The 18820-nt window shown below is 45.9% G+C and carries 17 protein-coding genes; 10 read left to right on the top strand and 7 right to left on the bottom strand.

The window, feature by feature from the left end:
* Positions 1 to 261: 261 nt before the first annotated feature.
* A complete protein-coding gene (rlmD, locus tag QUB66_RS01590; RefSeq protein ID WP_332967862.1) occupies positions 262 to 1707 on the top strand; it encodes a 23S rRNA (uracil(1939)-C(5))-methyltransferase RlmD in 1446 nt (481 codons plus the stop codon).
* A 74-nt stretch (positions 1708 to 1781) separates the two neighbouring features.
* Here rlmD and QUB66_RS01585 read toward each other — a convergent pair whose 3' ends face one another.
* Positions 1782 to 2585: a DUF4058 family protein gene (locus QUB66_RS01585; RefSeq protein WP_332967863.1), complete on the bottom strand. Its 804-nt coding sequence runs from the start codon at positions 2583 to 2585 to the stop codon at positions 1782 to 1784.
* 186 nt (positions 2586 to 2771) lie between these two features.
* Between QUB66_RS01585 and QUB66_RS01580 the strand changes: the two genes are divergently transcribed.
* Together QUB66_RS01580 and QUB66_RS01575 are read left to right on the top strand one after the other, a co-directional pair.
* A complete protein-coding gene (locus QUB66_RS01580; protein WP_332967865.1) occupies positions 2772 to 2981 on the top strand; it encodes an addiction module protein in 210 nt (69 codons plus the stop codon).
* Entirely contained in the window at positions 2978 to 3286 is a 309-nt protein-coding gene (locus QUB66_RS01575) for a type II toxin-antitoxin system RelE/ParE family toxin (RefSeq protein ID WP_332967867.1), read from the top strand. Before QUB66_RS01580 ends, QUB66_RS01575 begins: the two co-directional genes overlap by 4 nt.
* Positions 3287 to 3357: 71 nt before the next feature.
* Here the strand turns inward: QUB66_RS01575 and QUB66_RS01570 are convergent, their stop codons facing one another.
* The gene (locus QUB66_RS01570) at positions 3358 to 7455 is read right to left on the bottom strand and encodes an ATP-binding protein (protein WP_332967869.1); all 4098 of its coding nucleotides are present in this window, start codon (positions 7453 to 7455) and stop codon (positions 3358 to 3360) included.
* Positions 7456 to 7616: 161 nt separating this feature from the next.
* Here QUB66_RS01570 and QUB66_RS01565 point away from each other — a divergent pair, with 161 nt between their 5' ends.
* Positions 7617 to 8000: a hypothetical protein gene (locus QUB66_RS01565; RefSeq protein WP_332967870.1), complete on the top strand. Its 384-nt coding sequence runs from the start codon at positions 7617 to 7619 to the stop codon at positions 7998 to 8000.
* Between the two features lie 92 nt (positions 8001 to 8092).
* Here QUB66_RS01565 and QUB66_RS01560 read toward each other — a convergent pair whose 3' ends face one another.
* Positions 8093 to 8533 carry a DUF7689 domain-containing protein gene (locus QUB66_RS01560; RefSeq protein ID WP_332967871.1) on the bottom strand — a complete coding sequence of 147 codons (441 nt, stop codon included), beginning with the start codon at positions 8531 to 8533 and terminating at the stop codon, positions 8093 to 8095.
* Position 8534: 1 nt separating this feature from the next.
* Positions 8535 to 9014 (bottom strand): hypothetical protein, encoded by a 480-nt coding sequence (locus QUB66_RS01555; protein WP_332967872.1) that lies wholly within the window; start codon positions 9012 to 9014, stop codon positions 8535 to 8537.
* 275 nt (positions 9015 to 9289) lie between these two features.
* On the opposite strand from QUB66_RS01555, the gene QUB66_RS01550 reads away from it, so the two are divergent.
* The 4 genes from QUB66_RS01550 (at position 9290) to QUB66_RS01535 (ending at position 13427) form a co-directional block, all read left to right on the top strand.
* Positions 9290 to 10405, top strand: coding sequence for an SPFH domain-containing protein (locus QUB66_RS01550; protein WP_332967874.1), 1116 nt, complete (start codon positions 9290 to 9292; stop codon positions 10403 to 10405).
* A gap of 390 nt (positions 10406 to 10795) precedes the next feature.
* Positions 10796 to 11110 (top strand): YkvA family protein, encoded by a 315-nt coding sequence (locus QUB66_RS01545; RefSeq protein ID WP_332967876.1) that lies wholly within the window; start codon positions 10796 to 10798, stop codon positions 11108 to 11110.
* A 296-nt stretch (positions 11111 to 11406) separates the two neighbouring features.
* Positions 11407 to 12447: a UDP-3-O-(3-hydroxymyristoyl)glucosamine N-acyltransferase gene (lpxD, locus tag QUB66_RS01540; protein WP_332967877.1), complete on the top strand. Its 1041-nt coding sequence runs from the start codon at positions 11407 to 11409 to the stop codon at positions 12445 to 12447.
* A gap of 110 nt (positions 12448 to 12557) precedes the next feature.
* Positions 12558 to 13427 carry a CPBP family intramembrane glutamic endopeptidase gene (locus QUB66_RS01535; RefSeq protein WP_265239973.1) on the top strand — a complete coding sequence of 290 codons (870 nt, stop codon included), beginning with the start codon at positions 12558 to 12560 and terminating at the stop codon, positions 13425 to 13427.
* A 178-nt stretch (positions 13428 to 13605) separates the two neighbouring features.
* Here the strand turns inward: QUB66_RS01535 and cbiE are convergent, their stop codons facing one another.
* The 3 genes from cbiE to QUB66_RS01520 are packed head-to-tail and all read right to left on the bottom strand — an operon-like array spanning position 13606 to position 16047.
* A complete protein-coding gene (gene cbiE, locus QUB66_RS01530; RefSeq protein ID WP_332967878.1) occupies positions 13606 to 14907 on the bottom strand; it encodes a precorrin-6y C5,15-methyltransferase (decarboxylating) subunit CbiE in 1302 nt (433 codons plus the stop codon).
* A gap of 14 nt (positions 14908 to 14921) precedes the next feature.
* Positions 14922 to 15317 (bottom strand): hypothetical protein, encoded by a 396-nt coding sequence (locus QUB66_RS01525; RefSeq protein WP_332967880.1) that lies wholly within the window; start codon positions 15315 to 15317, stop codon positions 14922 to 14924.
* Entirely contained in the window at positions 15307 to 16047 is a 741-nt protein-coding gene (locus QUB66_RS01520) for a DUF1868 domain-containing protein (protein ID WP_265235264.1), read from the bottom strand. The genes QUB66_RS01525 and QUB66_RS01520 overlap by 11 nt, the downstream gene beginning before the upstream one ends.
* Positions 16048 to 16223: 176 nt before the next feature.
* On the opposite strand from QUB66_RS01520, the gene holA reads away from it, so the two are divergent.
* Entirely contained in the window at positions 16224 to 17201 is a 978-nt protein-coding gene (gene holA, locus QUB66_RS01515) for a DNA polymerase III subunit delta (RefSeq protein WP_332967882.1), read from the top strand.
* 234 nt (positions 17202 to 17435) lie between these two features.
* Entirely contained in the window at positions 17436 to 18509 is a 1074-nt protein-coding gene (locus QUB66_RS01510; RefSeq protein WP_332967883.1) for a hypothetical protein, read from the top strand.
* The last annotated feature ends 311 nt before the right edge of the window (positions 18510 to 18820 follow it).

Below are 18820 nucleotides of genomic sequence, written 5' to 3'. Positions count from 1 at the left end.
GGGGGAAAATTCAAAAACTGCGATGCAAGAGTTTGGATGTCGGCAGACATTGAGACTGTTTGACGAGTTTGGACTGCTTGGCCCCAATAGCATATCGCACAGGCTCGATCGAGTACAATCTCCCCGGTTAAAGCTTGGCTGTAGCAGCAAGACGTTCAGCCGCAGGAAGACAGGCTGCGCTTGAGCTTAAGTGCGATCTACTTATCTCTCGAAAGAGAGAACGATATTGCATTACCATATTAAATCCTACCACGACTACTTGTGACCAAATCTAAATTCCCCACCCGAAACTCGACGAAAGTGGCAAACCCTTGCCAGCAAGGTCAACTGATTGAGCTTGAGATTACCGACTTGGCAGACACCGGCGACGGAGTTGGTCGTTTTGAGCAGGTTGTAGTGTTTGTGTCCGATACCGTTCCGGGCGATCGCATCCTGGCCCGCCTCGTGCAAGTCAAACCAGGCTATGCTACAGGCAAGCTGGACACACTTCTCGAAGCATCAGAACACCGCATCCGACCCAACTGTATTGTCGCCGATAAGTGCGGCGGCTGTCAGTGGCAGCACGTAGACTATGAATATCAGCTTGCAGCCAAGAAAAATCAAGTCATTCAAGCCTTAGAAAGGATTGGCGGATTTAACGATTTGCAAGTCGATGAAATATTAACGGGGAAAATCGAGGGATTTCCCCAATTTTTGGGATATCGTAACAAAGCGACTTATCCCGTGGCAATTTCTGCCACAGGTCAAGTCCAAGCCGGTTACTATCAAAAAAGCACCCACAAATTAGTCAATCTCAATCAATGTCCGGTGCAAGACCCGCGCCTCAATCCGTTATTAAAAGAAATCAAAGAAGACATACACTGGAGAGATTGGCCAGTCTACGACGAAAAGAAACATACAGGAGAATTGCGTCATTTGTCCTTACGAATCGGACGGCGCACGGGGGAGATGCTGCTAACTTTAATAGTTCGCACTGGAGACTTGCCGGGAATCGAAGAGCAAGCATCTGAGTGGCTGAAACAGTATCCTCAACTTGTAGGTGTTTGTTTGAATGTGAATTCAGCTCAAACCAATGTAATTTTTGGTTCAGAAACTCGCTGCATTGCTGGCCAGTCTTATCTGCGAGAAAAATTTGCTGGTTTGAACTTTCAGTTAAGAGCAGATACTTTTTTCCAGGTAAATACTGAAGCCGCCGAAGGGCTGTTGCAGGTGATTGTCGGGGAATTGAATTTGCAGGGAAATGAGGTTTTGGTTGATGCTTACTGCGGCATTGGGACTTTTACTTTGCCGCTGGCAAAACAAGTTAAAATTGCGATCGGTTTAGAAGTGCAACCTGTGGCGATCGAGCAGGCCCGATTAAATGCTGAATTAAATGATTTGAGAAATGTCGATTTTCAGGTGGGAACTGTAGAGGATTTGCTGCCTACTTTGGGATTGACACCGGATATTGTATTGCTAGATCCTCCGAGAAAAGGGTGCGATCGCGCGGTGTTGGAAGCTATCAAGGAAATTAAGCCAAATCGGATTGTTTATGTTAGCTGCAAGCCTGCTACTTTGGCTCGCGACTTGAAGATTTTGTGCGAAAATGGAGATTATAAGTTAGCGCGGGTGCAGCCGGCGGATTTCTTTCCTCAGACTTCTCATGTGGAGTGTGCGGCGTTTTTGGTGAAGGTACTTGCTGATGATTCGGCGATTGAAATCGCGTAAGCGTCAAATGAAGTCTGCCTTCGCAGACTAAGAGGAGGTCAGTTTTTTACGCCGATCGTTCGGGTTAAATAGAATTAATTATCTCGCAGTCCAGCTTCTTGTAAAAGTTGGCTTGCCCAAACCAGATTTTGTTCTGACAGGGACGGTATCGGGTCTCGATCGTAATCAATTCGATAATCATAGCCCGCGCGATCGTAAACACCTGCGAACAATTCTGGTAAATTAACAATAGGTTCTACATCTTCCTCGCGCAAGGGAAGTAGAAATACAGGTAGAGAATCGCTCAGATTAAAGGCATAAAGTTCTGCCATAGGACGGCGATCGCTGCGACTGACTAAAACGCGGTAATCGCTTTGAATAGAATTGTTAAGTACGGGCATAGGTTCCCCTTTTCGCAGCAAGTCGATTTCAACTAAATGGGTTAGACTACCTAAAATATTTTGGCGTTTTTTGAGGTAAGTAATTCTGCCATCTCCACTGCGTTTGTTTACTGGAGAAAGAATTTCAATTGCGGTGACAACTTGTCTAGTTGCCATTTCTCGTACTTCTAGGTAAGTCTGTTTAATTTTTTCGGGGGCTGGCACTTTGACGGTAGTGGGAATTGTGAGGGTTGCAGTGGGAACTGAACCGGTAGGAATATCGGGGGTATTGGGTTGACGTTTGATGGCTACATCGGGGATGCCGACTAAAAGCGAGTCCTCGTTATTGTCATTGGTATCATTAATTTGATAGATGCGTTTTTCAATGGCGATTTCATATTTGGGGCGAATTTGGGGGACTAAAGATTCTGCAATCAGGGAAATTAACCAATGGTGAGTTTCCTGCCAGAAATCGGGGTGTTCTAAGTAGGGGTCCATTCCGGGAAAGGGTGAGGGCATAGGACTTTATTGGGATTTGTTGATTTTATAATCATTTTAGCACTGGGTTAATTTTGCGACAAGGGCGATCGCCTAGGGGATAGCTTCGCTGTACGCGCTTATTTAATTAATGGCATTTTGGTTGAGTGCTATAATATTTTTGGTAAGCTCCTTTAGAGTACGATCATGCTATCAATTGAGCAACTAATGAAAGAAGCTTTATCTTTGCCAAATGCGTTGAGAGCGCAGTTAGCAGAGAGGCTAGTTGAGAGTCTTGAATTTGATATAGACGGAACAGTGCAAAAGTTGTGGACGGCGGAAGCTAAGCAGCGTCGAGACGAAATCCGCAGCGGTACGATCGAGCCCATTGCAGGAGAAGAAGCTTTAGCTCAAATTAGGCGAATTGTAGCACAATGAGGTACGTTTTTCACCCGGCAGCATTAACTGAATATGCTGAAGCTGTCCAATTTTATACAAAGCGTCGAGTTGAGTTAGCGCAAGCTTTTATTAACGCCGTTGAAGATGCTATCTTCCGTATAGTGGAATCTCCAACTCGTTGGCCGATTGTTGATGAAGATATTCGCCGTTGCTTAACGCGAAAGTTTCCTTATGGAATTCTCTACACAATAGAGGATGATTTTATTTTAATTCTGGCAGTAATGCACTGCAATCGAGAACCAGGATACTGGAAAGATCGAGTGATAGAGCAACCACCAGATTAAGTTGATAACGCATGGATAGAATTAGAATATCGCACTTTAGCTATATTTGTCGGTGGAAGGGCGATCGTAAACTACCGCTCCCCTTCATTCAATTCGCTCAAAACTTTTGCCACTGCTGATGCTTGCTCTGGATACAGCCGCGCTAAATATCCACACATTTGATAGGCAGTATCTAAGTAGTATGCACAGGGAATTAACAAGCGTTTAAAATTTACTCTATCACCTGTTTCAGCGAACAATAAGGCAATGTCACGTAAGTGCGTGTTACGGTCGTTAAGCATCGCCTCTAATATTCTTAGAGCCTCCTCACCGTTTCCTGCTATTGCTTGTATTTGAGCAATGCTCTTGAGCGCTTCCAAGCGTTTTTGTGCATCCTCAATTTTTTCTTTAGCTGCAAGGGCAATGTCAAGAGTTGTAACTTGTTGTCTTTTTTTGAACTGCTCGCAGGCAATTGCCAAAAATATGCTTATTTTCTGCTCTCCATCTTCAAGATCTTTGCTAATTTTAATAGCAGTCGAAAATTCGCCTACTTCTACATATCCTATGGCTATTATAGAGAAATCTTCATCACGTTCCCGTTGTTCTTTTGTTTTTGCAGCTTCAAGAAGGTCGGCAAACGTGGCTAAGGCTGCTTCGGTTTCTCCTATAGTTGATCGTGCCACTGCTATAATAGTCAAAAGCTGAACCTTGTTTGCCAAAATCAGAGAGATAGAATCTGCATTTTTATAGTATTCATCAGCTTTATTCAGAACTATCTTGTATTTCTCTATTTGCTGTGGCTTTGCCTCTATCTGCAACTGTACTATACTTCTGAGTGCATTAACGTAAGAGTATGGCATACGGATTGTTTCCAAAGTTCTAAGAGCAACGTCAAACTCTCCTAACCTTGCCTGTGCTTCTGCTACGAATCCAAAAGTTTTCGAGCGTTGGTATTCTTCGTTATCACTAATCTGTTGTGCAATTTGATAAGCGCGATCGCAGATAATTTTCGCTTCTTGTATTTTTTCTGCTTCAATGAGTATTTGTACTAATATTCCTGCTAGTACGTTTGCTGTTTCCATCGGATTCTCCATACTTTGTGCGATTTCGCAGGCAATACTAGCGGTAGTCAGTCCTACTTCTTTTTGAGCATTTTTTACCTGTACTTCTGCTACCCTTGCTAGGGCTAATAACCTGATAAAGGAGATTGAAGCTTCAAGGGGTTTTTCAATTTTAAGGACATTAGCAAAAGTAGCTCGTGCTGCTTCAGTTTGTCCAGTTTGTACCTGTATCTCTCCTATTACTCCTAGAGTTTTCGCTCGCATTAATTGAATATCTATTTCTGTAGCTATTTCTAAAGCGGTAGTAAAGTCTTCGGCTTTTGCGTATGCCTCTGCTATTCTGATTAAGGCATCTGGTCTGTCTGAACAGTCAATTTTTTTAGCCGTTTTACGGGCATCGGCAAACTCTCTTGCTTCAGCTTGTTCTATTACAAATTTTTGTAAAAAATCAGTTTGTTTATATTCATTCGCAATACCACTTGCTCTTGATAAATGTTTGGCATAAATGGCTTTAACCTTGGCTTTCTTCCCTATGTACAACCCCCCTTTAGCTATACCTATACTTATAAAAAGTTTTTCAATTCCTGGTCGATCGTTAATTTTTTGTAGAGTGGCGCTCGCTTCTTCAACCATTCCTACCTCTGCCTGAACATTTGCTAGATAAACAAACGCATTTACTTGATGTAATGGGTTGTCTATCTTATTATCTGCTGTTTCAAGAGCTTCAGTCAAAGTGGCTTGTGCTGATGCCCTGTCGCCAACTTCTATTTGGGCTTTTGCTATCTCCTCTATCAATCTTTTCCAGTTTAAGGTTGAAACAAGTGTGTTTACAATCTCAAGAGCGTTGGTAAAGGTAGCAGAATATTCTATATCTCCTTTCTGCGCCTGCGCTTTTGCTATATTTATTAGATGTAATACTTGCGTTGACTCCGGTCTAATACTCTCCACAGTTTTCAGGGCAGCAATAAAGTTACCAAAATTCCTAAGATGCGCGCACAAAATACAGCGGTAGCGATCATCTAAAAGCTTTTGCTCTAAAGAAGTACAGATATTCTCACTCACTTCAAAAACATGGGCGAGTAGGTAAGTAGCATACTGGCTGTGCCACTTTATATCTGGATAAGTTGATAAACGAGGTAATTCCTGCTGCTGCAATTGCTTCAGTGTTTCCTCTGCTTCCTCAAATCTGCCTGTATCTTTCAACTCCCACGCCAGCAATAAATACCACAATATACGCCGCTCAATTTCATATAAATCTGTCAGTCTCCAAGCTCGTTCTAAATAGCCTTTCCGCAGTGCATCCAGTGGTGAATCTTGCTCAGTTGTCTGCACCAGCCGCCGTGCGTGTACCAGCATAAACTCTGCCATTCCAGTCACATTATCTGTTTCAGCAGCACCCAGCAATGCTGTCTGCACAGTCTTCAGGGATAAATTAGGCTCATCAGGTAAGTGTTTTTGTTGAGTAGCGGCAAAGGTTTTATTACGTGCTAACTCATACAACTCATCCCACTTCTCTGTCTGGGTTAAATGTTCTGCATAATGCCGCAACGCATAATGGCTCTGATATTCCTCCCACTGGGCGCAATATTGAATCAGTTTTTTCTGAGATTTTTTGGTATTCGCTTTGATTTCAGGCAGGATAGCAAATTGTTCGGCTAACGTCGAATGAGCAAAAGAGTATACGAGACAGTCCTCTAACCGACGAATTTTGAACCATCGACTCACCCGCCACGGCAGTCCAACTGGACTTTCTTCCATGAGTTCTACTAAATCGTCGGAAGATAGCTCTCCTTTGGCAATAGTCAGAAAATAGAATATCTTTCGCAGCTCTGGGCGAGAATGCCAATCTTTTAATCGATCTAAAGCTTGGTACTGCTGATGAATGTACTCAGGAAAACCTTTGGGTGTTGCTTCAAGTGTTTTACGGATTGCACTTTCCTCACCCTGTTGTGCTACTTCTACCAACTCATCGATCAAGTATTTGAGGAAGAGTGGTATTCCTTCTGTACGATCGCACACCTGCGCCACAAAACTTTCGTCCTGTGCCAAACTTACTAACTCACACTTACCCGTTTCTCGTAACCAGTCTGCGATCGCTTCTTTTGTCAAGTGATTGAGCCAGATCGGTTCCTCATTATTTGTCCAACCGGACAAGTAATTTTGCTCTTCCTCTTCAAACTTTCTCGCTGAGGCAATTACAAATACATTCGGTGGCAAAGGAGTAGGAAAAGGTGGCGAGAAAAGACCTTCGGCTTCATCTAAGCCATCTATGATAATCACTAAAGGTTTGCTTGCCCAGGCTTTAACCATGTCATAAAGATCCTGCCGCAACTGATTTTCATCATAGGGCAACGCTTTACTCGATTCGCAGTAATTGTAAATTTGTTGGAGCAAATTACGATAGGCATTAGCGACAGAACAGGTAATTTCATCGCGCTGGCGGAAGAAGTGACAGGCAATAAAATAATCGTTTCCCTGCCGTGATTTTACCCAGTTTGCTAGCAGTGCTGTTTTACCAAATCCAGCAGGAGCGGTAATCGTCAGATATCTTTTATCAGTTTGGGTAAGCAACTTATCTAATTCTGATAGAACATCCTCGCGCCCAACAAATAGCTGGGTGTATTCCTCGACGAGTGCCAAGGTGCGATCGCTCACTTCCGAGCCTCTATAAGATTGCGTCTCAGTCTTAATAGGCTTTTTGCGATCGGACTGTGGTGGATCTTCTTTAATCTCTTCCCAATTCAGTCCTAAGACTTTGCAGTAAGCCTTAAATGCTTTTGTGTTTATAGGTTTTTTATATAAAAAGCTATTCCAAGTTCCATAGGAAATTCCCTTTGCTGTTAATTCTCCACATTGGATGTCCGATTCAATTTTTGTATAATTCGTAACTTGATAAGCATAAAATATTTTATCGAGAGAATTTTTTGTAAAAAGCTGTGAGCTTTTTAGTTTTTGGCGATCTAATGGTTTCTCGCCCGTCCAGTTTTTTTCACGAAGGTATGGCAGCACGAGCAAGAGACTCGCTGCTGGAATAGCTTCACTAAGCGGCCCTTTATTCCATCCCTTGTATCTTAAGGCGATGTCAATTTTCGTTTTTCCTTCTTCAGAAGCTTTGAGTGTCGGAGCCATACACATAATTTATAAGATGTCAAGATCAATTTTAGATCATTTGAACTCCGATCTAAATGCGATCGTGCGAAACCTTTGCTAACTCACGATTATGGATGTGTGAGAAGCACGTTGGCCAACGAACTTCTCCTTTGTTCAAAAAACCACAGAGGAGAAATCAAATGAGCGAAATTACTGGCTACATCAAGCGGATTGAACAGCTATCAGGTAGCTTGTCAGGTATTCCAGAAGATCATTGGTGCGTCCTTTCCGAATCAAGTCACCAGCTCATTCATGTACAATCAGTGCTAAAAATGCCTGTAGGTGAAACCGACTTGCTGGACGGGAGTGTGGGACGGTGTTGGTCTGAATACCGCAAAAACAAGCCTTGGGCCACCCATGATGCGGGAAAATGCACGTACAAATTCCCAGATGGGCGCCACTGCAACCCCAAAACTTATCACTTTGATGAGCTCGGAAAATATCGTAAATGGGAACAGACTATCTATATTCCGACAATTATGCCAGATTACTTAAAGCGGAAGTACGGCAAGATGGAAGATTAGAGTGCTACATGATGGGTGGGCAAGGTTGTTTTACTTAAATGCGATTGCCCTCCCATTTCTCATTCTAAGTCAAAAAGTGCGATCGCTCTTCCCTAATTTACCGCACGTTTAAGAATTTGACCGACAACTCCGTACCTATCGCCAACCAATCCATCGAGTTCGTGTTCAATATCTTCCAACCAGCCCAGCTTACTTGTCCACTTACCATTAGGTAATTGTCTTGCTGCATGAGTTGGGATACCGCTAGAGTCAATATATAGTGCTATTTTTTCAGATCCAGGTTCTAATGTGTTGCAATTACAAATTTCATATTTCAGCGTTTTATAAGCTAGAATATATGCTTCTAGCGTCTCCTCTTGTGGCACGCCTTCTGGCCAATAAAATTGCTCTCCAGGTATGGGTTGCCACCATCGATCATCTTCGCCAGCAGCCCAAGCAAAGCAGTTATATTCCTCTGATTTTAGGCTGGTAACTTGATAATCAGTCTGAGACAAATTCGGCCATTTAATTTCAAGCTCAGGTCTTCTATACATTTTATTCAATCGCGTAGCCTTGATTTTTACCCCACTCGATCCAAGCTGATGCCATTTGTTTGACTCTTCCTTTTTGTTCTGCTTTGATGGGATTTGTACCTGTAATTGCATTCAATGCTGCTAACCAGTAAAGGGGATTTTTTTTCAGTTCTGATAGCAGTAGCGGTATAATTGGATTTCCCATATTAATAATTTCCTGATATGCAGGATGCTGAGACATTTGGGCAGTTGAAGAAAGTCCCGCAACTTCACTTTGCCACAGATCGGCAAGGTGATAAAATTTGTCAACTACCACTGAGTCTAATTCAGCATTTTTATTGAGGATATCTGTGGCAGTATGTGGAGAGGAAAATTCTCGTTTTGCAAGCAAGTTTTCCAAACCCATTAAGACTAACTCTTCTATTGATACATTCAGATCGGCAGCGACTTTTTGTAGTTTCAGCAGGCGCTCATCTGAAATGGCGATCGTGATGGTGTTCATCTCGCTTACAAACTAGGATGATTTCTTAAGTGTAGCAAATAAATTATAGTTGCTATAAGAATCAAATTTTGAGCGATAACTTCGTAAAGTGTAGCCAATAAATTCTAGATCCAAACTAGAGCCAGTACGTGCTGAATCGGGACTCGTGGAGGCGTAAAGTATAGAAGTTGCGGAACCGGCACACCGATCGCCCGTTAGCGAAGCCCTCGAAGAGGATCGCCCCCCAGCAATTTGTTACCCTAAAAGTAGAATCAAACCTCCCTCCACTGCATCCCATGAACAACGCCTCTCCCCTAATTCAAACCGTCACCCCAGAACGCTGGGCCGGGTTTAGTATGGACTTTATCGGGGCGGGTTACACGGGGCTGTTGGTCAAAAACGGCCGCGCCGTGCGTACCCTGAAATCCGGGCGGCATTTCAGCTTCGCCCTTCCCCTGCTGGAACAGTGTCAAATTGTCCTCGTAGACACCAAACTCCGCAATTTGGACGTGCAATCCCACGGAGATTTCTTGTCTAAGGATAGATTTTTAATTGATGCGACTCTGACGGTTATTTATCAAGTTATAGATCCGAAACGGGTAGCTTTGGAATTGTCCGATCCGATCGCAGCTTTAGCAAGTGCAGTTAAGGATTGTATGGGAATGGCGATCGGGCAATTTTCCTTACAACAGCTTATCACCCAAGGCCGGCTGTTGCTGCGCCAAAATTTGCTCGATCGCGTCCAAGATTTTTATACCCTAGGTTTTACCTTAGAAGACGTGCGAATTGGCGATGTCAGCTTTCCCGAAACCAACGGAGTGATTCGCCAAGTTGAGGGAATGAGTGCACGACAGGAAGCAGAAAATTCCGCCGCCCTGCAAATGAGAATTGCTGAAGCGGGCCGCCCGATCGCACCTCAAGCCCCCATCCAGCAGTTAAACTTAATTTCAGGTCATTCTCCGGCGAGTCTTCCAGCTTCTGAAACAGCAGCATCATTCGATCGCGATTTGCAACAACTGACAGAAAAACTTGCTCAAAACAGTCTCCCACCAGCCCTGAATCGCCCGCAACTTGCACCGACGATATTGGCAAGTAGCGATCGCAAAAACACCGCATATTTAATCTACAAGTTTTCGGGACAGGCGATCGGTTTAACGGCGAATCCTTTTACAATTGGACGGGAACCCACCAACAGTTTAGTGTTACAAGATCCGCAAAGTTCGCGCTACCACGCCCAGATCCGCCGGGCCACTGACGAAGTTGGCAAACAGCGATATCAACTTGTCGATTGTGGCAGTTCCAACGGCACTTTTGTGGGCGGACAGAGACTGGCTGCTAACGAGCCTTTTTGGTTGGCGAATGGTTGCGAAATTGCGATCGGCGACCAAAAATGGGTGTTTCAAGACGGGTGAATGAGAGATATGAAGATTATTTGAAACACCCGATAAACACAGATAAATCCCATCAGCGTTCATCTGTGTTTATCTGCTGATATCTGCGGTTAAAAAATCCCAATCTAAGTAACTTGATTTAATCACTACATACACGTAATAGATCAAGATGGTTTAAAACCGCAGATCAACGCAGATCAACGCAGATTAATTCGATCGGCTTTCATCTGTCAGGTTTTTGTAGGGGCGTTGTCAAGAGTCCCCGCCCTTCCGACACAGCTTGACAACTTCTCCCTCCCCAATTCCAAATACCTCCGAGTAGAATTCTCTTCCCAACCCTAGGGGGGATATCTCGACAAGCGTTTCGATCCAGAATTTGTCAAGATGGAAAATATAACGAGAGGACAACCCATGAACTTTTCTATACAATCTGTTTACAACTGGTATCGCGACACGCTCCGCAACCCCAAGTACCGCTGGTGGATTATTCTGGGAACGTTGGCATATCTGGTAAGCCCGATCGACATTGCGCCTGATTTTCTCCCCGTAATCGGACAAATTGACGACTTGGCGATCGCAGTATTGCTGATTTCGGAAGTCTCGCAAATGGCTACCGAATATTTTAAATCCCGCCAAACAGAGACAGCATCAGCCTCCCAAGCCACCGGTAGCCCCTCGGACACTACAGCGAGCACCGTTGATGTCGATGCGGTTTCCGTTCAATAGATCGGACGGCGGTTGAAACCGCGTCTACACAAACAATGTCCGCCTCCGCGGACTGAAGAGGATAACGTAATTTAATCGCCCAGTCTTGAACCCGCTCCCGTCGGGTTTTTTTTGTAAGGATAACGTAATTTAACCGCCCAGTCTTCAACCCGCTTGGAGTGGGTTTTGTTTGTATAAACGCGGTTTCAACCGCCCAGTCTTCTTGGATTCCTACAATTTTTTTTATGACTGTCGATCAATCGAACATGATATGATTTTCACCTTGAGGAATATGTGTTAACAGCAAATTTTTATTTATGCAGTTTAGCGAAATAGTAGAAAAACTTACTTTAGCCAACAGCCACAGCCTAAAGGCCTCCAGCGCGGACGATCGAGAAATTACAGGCCCCGCCCCAGTCGATGAAGCTGCATCGGGTACAATCAGTTATATAGAAGGTGCTAAATTTGCCGCTCATACAGCCACTACAAATGCTTCGGCTTTAATTTTACCCTTAGACGAAAGCCTGCAAGCTCAATGTACCGATCGCAACATCGCTTGGATAGCCGCACCCGATCCCCGATTGTTATTTGCTCAAACCATCGCCATTTTCTATCAACCGTTTCGCCCTGCATCCGAAATTCATCCCTCAGCCGTCGTTCACCCCTCAGCAGAAATTGGTGAAAATGTCTATATTGGCCCCCACGTCGTTATTCAAGCAAAAGTCAAAATCGGCAATAACGTTTGCATTCATCCAAATGTCGTAATTTACCCAGATGCGGTAATTGGTGAAGGTACGGTTTTACACGCTAACTGTGTGATTCACGAACGTACTCGCATCGGGGCAAATTGCGTGATTCACAGCGGTGCGGCGATCGGTTCCGAAGGTTTTGGGTTCGTGCCGACAGCCACAGGATGGGTGAAAATGGAGCAGTCTGGATGCACTGTATTAGAAGAGGGCGTTGAGGTTGGCTGCAATAGCGCGATCGACAGGCCCGCTGTCGGAGAAACCCGCATCGGCCACAATACCAAAATCGACAATTTAGTACACGTAGGTCACGGCTGTCAAATCGGGAAAAATTGCGTTTTTGCCGCCCATGTTGGCTTAGCGGGCGGAGTAATAATTGGTAACAATGTAATTTTGGCAGGTCAAGTGGGCATTGCTAATCAAGCTAAAATTGGAGATGGGGCGATCGCCACAGCCAAAGCCGGAATTCACAGCGATGTGCCCGCAGGTGCGATCGTGACGGGGGTTCCAGCAATTCCCCACAAACTATTTCTCAAAGCCGCTGCTGTTTACAATCGCTTACCGGAAATGTACCAATCTTTGAGGCAAATTCAGCGCCGGATCGATCGGTAGTCAATTGGCAGTTGGCAGTTGGCAGTAGTCAGTTAACAGTTAACAGTCAAAAGTCAACAGTTAACAGCCAACAGTTAACAGTCAACAGTATTATAGTTGCAACCCCTTAAATGTGGAATAGTATAACTAACCTGCGACTAATGTCGCCGTCAATACCAGCAATTGTCAAAATAATCTTGTTTTTCTCGACTTGGATTGTGGTGTGGCTACCTGTAGCGATTGTGCTGGCGATCGCCCTCAAATGGCATCCGCCCCAACCTTTAGGCAACAAAAAACTACCTTTACTCGCCTCCCTCTACTTAATTGTTCCCTTCATTTTGTGGGCGACAACTTGGATCGAAGGCACATCTTTTACCGACTGGGGTTGGGATTGGCAACCCGCAACTTTGATATCCTCGCTGCTAGGATTAACATTAGCAGTAGTCAGCTTAGCAATTTTGTTCGGCGTGCAATTAACCGCCGGTTGGATCGAACTGCAAAGTAGCACAGTTCAAACCGAAATAGGCGAAACAATCATTAATCCTGCGGCTGCAATCCTGAAGCCTTCCACTCTGCTGACTCTGTTATTAGCAGTGTGGATTAGCGCTACAGAAGAGTTAATCTTTCGCGGCTGTTTGCAAAATCTACTCCAGCAAGATTACTCAATATTAACCGCAGGTGCGATCGCCAGTTTCATTTTCGCGATCGCCCACCTAATTTGGGCCGCCAAAGAAACTCTACCGCAACTCCCAGGATTGTGGCTGATGGGCATGGTTTTAACCTTAGCCCGCATCGCCGACAACGGCAGTTTAGGATTGGCGATCGGACTTCACGCCGGGTGGATTTGGGGTATAACTACCGTAGATACAGAAGGCGCAATTAAACCTACCCAAAATGTACCCGAATGGATTACAGGAATAGCAGCAAAACCCCTAGCAGGTGCAGCCGGAATCCTGTTACTGCTAGCAACAGCAGCCGTAGTTTTGTTAATTAAAAATTAAAACCTAACACCCCAAACCCCTTTAAAATTAGCTATTCTCTTCCTCTCTTCCTCCGCGCCCTCTGCGCCCTCTGCGGTAAAAAAAAAGATTAGATTCAATCACTCCGAAACTAAAACCACAAAAAAACACAGATAACAGAGCCATCAACCAGCCTTCATCTCCGGTTAAAAGTCTAAAATTAATTCAAATGTCGATCGATCGTCACAATCGAAATTGGATTCAACGCATCAAAACGAGTCAAACTCCCCGCAGAAACAGAACGTGATAACTGCACCTGCACAATTCGGTAACTCCAGTGCGGTTCCCGGCGCACCCGATCGCCAATCCAGCTCAAAACAGTAGCAATATCCTCAAAAGCATCCAAAGCCAGCACGATCGAGCCTCCAGCGAGCAGCCGCAGCGCGCAAACACCCAAAATTTTAGTCAACCCTCCACCGCTGCCACCGATAAAAATCCGGTGCGGGGGATGCAAGCGATGCAAGATTTCCGGGGCGGTTCCGTGAATTGAGAACACATTTTGCAGCCCAAAACGGCCACAATTGAGTTCGATCGCAGAAGTACCAGAAACCGTTTGCTCGATCGCATATACTTCAGACTGCGGGAATAAACGAGCAATCTCGATCGACACAGAACCGTTACCAGCACCCACATCCCAGACAACTTGTTCCGGTTGCAAAGCCAATTGTGCCAGTACCAACACCCGCACCTCCCGTTCAACTGTCAAACCAGGCCTATCGCCACAACCGATAAAAGCTGCATCGGGAATCCCCAACAAAGGCAACTTTCCCAAATCCAAAGCTTCTGTCGGTGGAGACTGCCGCAGCATCACCACCACGCTCAAAGCGGCAAAAGACTCTCCCAGCAAAGCTGACAGAGACCTGCAACCCACCGTCTCCTCGGCAGAACCCAAATTTTCGCAAACCCAAAACTGGTAGCGTGTGGGCAAATCTAGAGCTTTTACTAAACTTGCTATAGTCGCCGGAGTCCGAGTTTCGTCCGCGAGTACCGCAATCTTCTCGACACCCAGCTTGAGTTTTGCCGTCAGTTCCTCAAAAAAACGTCCCTGGGAACCCACAAAATGAGCATCCTGCCAGGGGATGTGCAAGCGGTTAAAAGCCAACTGCACTGAGCTCACATGGGGGTGAAATGTCAATTTATCTGCCGGAATTTGGGCAATTAGCAACTTTCCCCAGCCGTGGAACAGCGGGTCGCCGGCTACTAAAAGTACGATCGACCCTCGCCCCCTTTCCACCGTCTCCGCATTCGGCTCTAACTGCGGCTCAGTAGCCAACCAACGCCGAATTTCGAGAATTGCTTCGGTTAAATCTTCCAACGCCCAGCGCTCTCCGCTGTGCTGCGGAAAATAGCTCAAATGCCGATCGCTCCCGATCAGCAGAGCCGCCATTTCTACAACCTGCCGCGCCGAGGAACTCAGCCCAGCAGCTCCATCTAAACCAATACCAACAACGTGTACAGTCACTTTTTCATCAAAAATTAAAAAACCAGAATTACTGATTTTTCCTGGTTTATCATAAATTTTTTGCTTGATTTTGTTACCAAGCCAGAATAATTAAAGCATTTAATCGGCAATATCCTGACTCTTGAAACAGAGGAGATGGGAGAGGGGGGAGAGGGGGAGAGGGGGAGAGGGGGAGAATGGGAGAGGGGAGAGGGGGAGAGGGGGAGAGGGGGAGAGGGGGAGAATTGAGAGAATTGGGAGAATTGGGAAAATATTCCTTGATTGAGTCCTCTGAATTCTGACTTGTATCCGTTAAATTCCCTACCTGGCTCGTTGCCGAACTTCCCTCTTTCCTCTTCCTTCTTCCTTCTTCCCTCTTCCTTCTTCCCTCTTCCTTCTTCCTTCTTCCTTCTTCCTTCCTTAAAATTCAAAAACAGGCCAATCCGGTTGCCGAACATAGCTAGTCATGTCGTCAAACTTCCGCAGTTCGGCTCGGTGCACGCACAGTTCCTGGGGCGTGTCGAGCCATTGGTCGTTTAACTCAGACATCAGGGTGCACAAACGAGCGCGGTCTAGGTTCGGCCCGATGTCCCCAAAATAAGCCAGAGTAATGTGTGCCGTAAAATGATATTGCTGTTCAATTCCCAAAGCCATTAAATCGGGATTTTGATAGATCGATCGACGAAACTCCAGAATTTGCTTGTAAGAGTTTTCGTCCGTTGGTGCCAAACAGACACCCACAGCTCTAGTCATCACCATCAACCCCAGCACCGTCCAGCGTATGGGAGGGCCGCCCGCTAGGGGTTTGCAGGCGGCAAAACGATCTTTCATGCGATCGCGGAGTTGCCCCTCAAATTCTGGATTTTTATCAGAGGCATCTCGAAAAGCGCTGCTCCAAATCACATCAGCCAGGGTTAAATGGAAGCTATCAGGAGGCAGTGCCACAAGCGCACCGTCCGCGATTTCCTGCAATAGCCGTTGTTGGACTGAGTTTAAATTACTATAAAGTGCAGTATTTTCTGCATCTTCCCCCGCAGGTGGCGTAATCACCGAATAACCTGGAAAAGGTACAGGAGTTCTCCGACCGGCTTCGTCGGGCTTAAATTTTGGAGATTCCTGAATGTGTTCCACCTGGGACTTGTAGGAGTCCAGCAGCGTCATTCGCGCCACCCGATTTACGTAAGCTTGATAAGTATCATCCAATCTTGATTTCCTCGCGGTGAAATACTCCCACACCAAATTTTATATTATGCTGCGGGCTTCCATCACTCCGATTCAGGATATGTTGGACTGGCTGCGCCTGCAACTCTAATTTTTTCGGCTACTGAGCGTTAATAATGCAAATTTACCTGTTTTGGGGGGAAGATGACTTTGCGATCGCGCAAGCAGTCACAAGTTTGCGCCAAACAGTCCTCGACCCCAATTGGGCTAGTTTTAACTATGACAAGATTATTGCCGATCGAGCCGACGCTGTGGTTGAAGGACTCGATCGAGCTTTAACGCCACCCTTCGGTACCGGCAGCCGTTTTGTCTGGCTAGCAAATACGACTGTCACGCAGCAGTGCTCTGCGGAATTGTTAGCCCAATTTGAACGGACGCTGCCAGTAATTCCCTCTACCACGGTGTTACTGCTGACATCCGTCAAAAAACCAGACAGCAGGCTCAAGTCTACTAAGTTACTCGCTAAGTCCGCCGAATTTCGAGAATTTTCACCGATTCCGCCTTGGAATGACAAAGAATTAGCCCAGCGAGTCCGCCAAGTCGCCGCCGAAATGAATGTCAAATTGACCGCCACGGCGATCGAACTTTTGGCCACATCCATCGGCAGCGATACCCGTCAGCTATACAGCGAACTCGAAAAATTGCTGTTGTTTGCCGGCAACCGCAGCCAACCTCTCAACCCGGAGGAAGTCGCCGCACTGGTGCACTGTCACGCCCAGAATACCTTCCAGCTAGCCGATGCGATCCGCGAGGGCAATACCTCCTCCGCTTTGGAGCTATTGGCGGGCTTAACGGCCCGGAGTGAGCCTGGTTTGAGGATTGTGGCTGGCTTGACTGGTAAGTTTCGGATTTGGCTGTGGGTGAAGGCGATGATCCAAGCGGGCGATCGCGATGATAAAATTGCTCAAGCTCTAGACCTCGGCAATCCGAAACGAGTATACTATTTTCGCCAAGAAGTCAAGAACGCCAGCTTAGAAAAACTGCAAAAAAGCTTGCCTTTGCTGCTAGAGTTAGAAGCTTCTTTAAAGCGGGGCCGGGAAGAAATCTCCACCTTGCAAACCAAGGTGATAGAACTTTCTAGCTTGTTTCGCTGACGAGAGACAGCGCAGCAGGAGTGGCTCGTCAGTGTAAATTTTTACAACAAATTGCGCGATCGGATAGATCCTTGATGCCCGATATCTGGCAAAAAGCTCAATAGATAGAAGAAATAGTCTCAGAATGCCACAGTAGAAGTTAATGTGGTAAATAAATATTGTCCGCCGCCGAACGCCGATCGATTAATATTATTTGCCGGCTCTCCACCCCCCCCAAAAAAAAGAGCGCTACCCATGACACAACAGAACCTGCGAGAACTTCTGAAGCAGGGCGATCCAAAAGCGATCGCATCTAGCATCAACCGTACACTCAAACCCAAAGGCATCAACGCCGATGTGACGCGGGACAACGGCTGCCTCCACATAATTCTGGAGTCAGACAAAGTACCGAATCAAACGGCATTGGTCGATTTCATCCGCAGCGGGATGACGAATTTGGGAGTAGAATCAATTCACACTGTCAAGGTTTACGGGCGTCGCACAGGTGACGGATCGCCTGCGTGGGAAGATGAAATAGATCTGATGCCCGCAGAGCCAATGCTTTATGCCTCGGATACTGGAATGCCTGACGACTCTATAGGTTTAGATGATGTCGAGCCCGATAGCGAAGACTACTATGAAGAGGGAGAATTCGATCGAGATGACGAAGACGACAATGAGGAAGACGAAGACGAAGATGTAGCTCCGCCTCCCAAAAAACAATTCCCCAAATGGCTAATACCTGTGGGTATTTTAGTGCCTCTGGGGGCGATCGCAGGGCTTTACTTGACCAACAATTTACCCTTCGGCGGTGGCTCAAACCCAGAACCGAGTGCTCCCGAAGCAGCTTCCCCCTCCCCGAAAGCCTCATCTGGCGCGTCTAAACCCGCCACATCCTCTCCCACCCCATCTGGGGCGCCCCCACAAGCAGCCTCTCCTGCACCAAAAGCCGCTCCCACTCCTGCTGCGCCAGCCAGCCCACCTCCGACAACTCCAGCACCCAAAGCTGCATCGGCATCTCCGGTGCCCAAGGCAGCTTCTCCTGCATCTCCCGCGCCCAAGGCAACATCTCCTGCACCAAAAGCCGCCGCACCTAAGCCTGACTTTTGGAGAGAAGGCGTTAACAACGCTCAGAAGGCAGCAGTTTTGGCCCAGACGGCTCAATCTCAAACTGAGTGGATTGCAGTAGCAAGCGAGTGGCAGAAAGCGGTTCAGCTTATGAAAACAGTACCGTCAACTAGCCCGAACCATCAAAAAGCCCAGCAAAAAGCGGCAGAGTATCAGGCTAATCTGATTGTTGCCAACCGCAGGGCGGCGGCAGCGCCTTAAGAGTTTTGAGTTTTGAGTTGAATACTCGATCTTTAAAAAGTCAAAAGTCAAAAGTCAAAAGTCAAAAATCCTGTTTTTACTAAAGCTTTGTTACTTTTGACTTTTTTCAATTTGACTAAAAAATCCCAATAATTTAGCTGCTGTCCCCTCGCTTCGTTGTTATACAAAAAGATGGGATGCAGTAAAAAAAAAGAATGCAACTGTAGACTCGCGATCGAAACCCTGATAGTCATATAGCGCAAAAAAGTGTGAGTTTTGTCAAGCGCGATCCATTCTTTCTTGCCTTTTTTCTAATGACTTTTTCCCCCATT

It is taken from the genome of Microcoleus sp. A2-C3 (assembly GCF_036706065.1).
In the GTDB taxonomy this organism is placed as follows: Bacteria; Cyanobacteriota; Cyanobacteriia; order Cyanobacteriales; family Microcoleaceae; genus Microcoleus.
Note: the sequence above shows the minus strand (reverse complement) of the source record. Positions and strands in the feature narration are given on the sequence as shown.

What these genes read in the sequence shown, in the direction of transcription:
- QUB66_RS01585 (WP_332967863.1), bottom strand. Translation starts at nt 2,585, where the DNA reads ATGCCCTCACCCTTTCCCGGAATGGACCCCTACTTAGAACACCCCGAT.
- QUB66_RS01580 (WP_332967865.1), top strand. Translation starts at nt 2,772, where the DNA reads ATGAAAGAAGCTTTATCTTTGCCAAATGCGTTGAGAGCGCAGTTAGCA.
- QUB66_RS01575 (WP_332967867.1), top strand. Translation starts at nt 2,978, where the DNA reads ATGAGGTACGTTTTTCACCCGGCAGCATTAACTGAATATGCTGAAGCT.
- QUB66_RS01570 (WP_332967869.1), bottom strand. Translation starts at nt 7,455, where the DNA reads ATGGCTCCGACACTCAAAGCTTCTGAAGAAGGAAAAACGAAAATTGAC.
- QUB66_RS01565 (WP_332967870.1), top strand. Translation starts at nt 7,617, where the DNA reads ATGAGCGAAATTACTGGCTACATCAAGCGGATTGAACAGCTATCAGGT.
- QUB66_RS01560 (WP_332967871.1), bottom strand. Translation starts at nt 8,533, where the DNA reads ATGTATAGAAGACCTGAGCTTGAAATTAAATGGCCGAATTTGTCTCAG.
- QUB66_RS01555 (WP_332967872.1), bottom strand. Translation starts at nt 9,014, where the DNA reads ATGAACACCATCACGATCGCCATTTCAGATGAGCGCCTGCTGAAACTA.
- QUB66_RS01550 (WP_332967874.1), top strand. Translation starts at nt 9,290, where the DNA reads ATGAACAACGCCTCTCCCCTAATTCAAACCGTCACCCCAGAACGCTGG.
- QUB66_RS01545 (WP_332967876.1), top strand. Translation starts at nt 10,796, where the DNA reads ATGAACTTTTCTATACAATCTGTTTACAACTGGTATCGCGACACGCTC.
- lpxD (WP_332967877.1), top strand. Translation starts at nt 11,407, where the DNA reads ATGCAGTTTAGCGAAATAGTAGAAAAACTTACTTTAGCCAACAGCCAC.
- QUB66_RS01535 (WP_265239973.1), top strand. Translation starts at nt 12,558, where the DNA reads ATGTGGAATAGTATAACTAACCTGCGACTAATGTCGCCGTCAATACCA.
- QUB66_RS01520 (WP_265235264.1), bottom strand. Translation starts at nt 16,047, where the DNA reads ATGACGCTGCTGGACTCCTACAAGTCCCAGGTGGAACACATTCAGGAA.
- holA (WP_332967882.1), top strand. Translation starts at nt 16,224, where the DNA reads ATGCAAATTTACCTGTTTTGGGGGGAAGATGACTTTGCGATCGCGCAA.
- QUB66_RS01510 (WP_332967883.1), top strand. Translation starts at nt 17,436, where the DNA reads ATGACACAACAGAACCTGCGAGAACTTCTGAAGCAGGGCGATCCAAAA.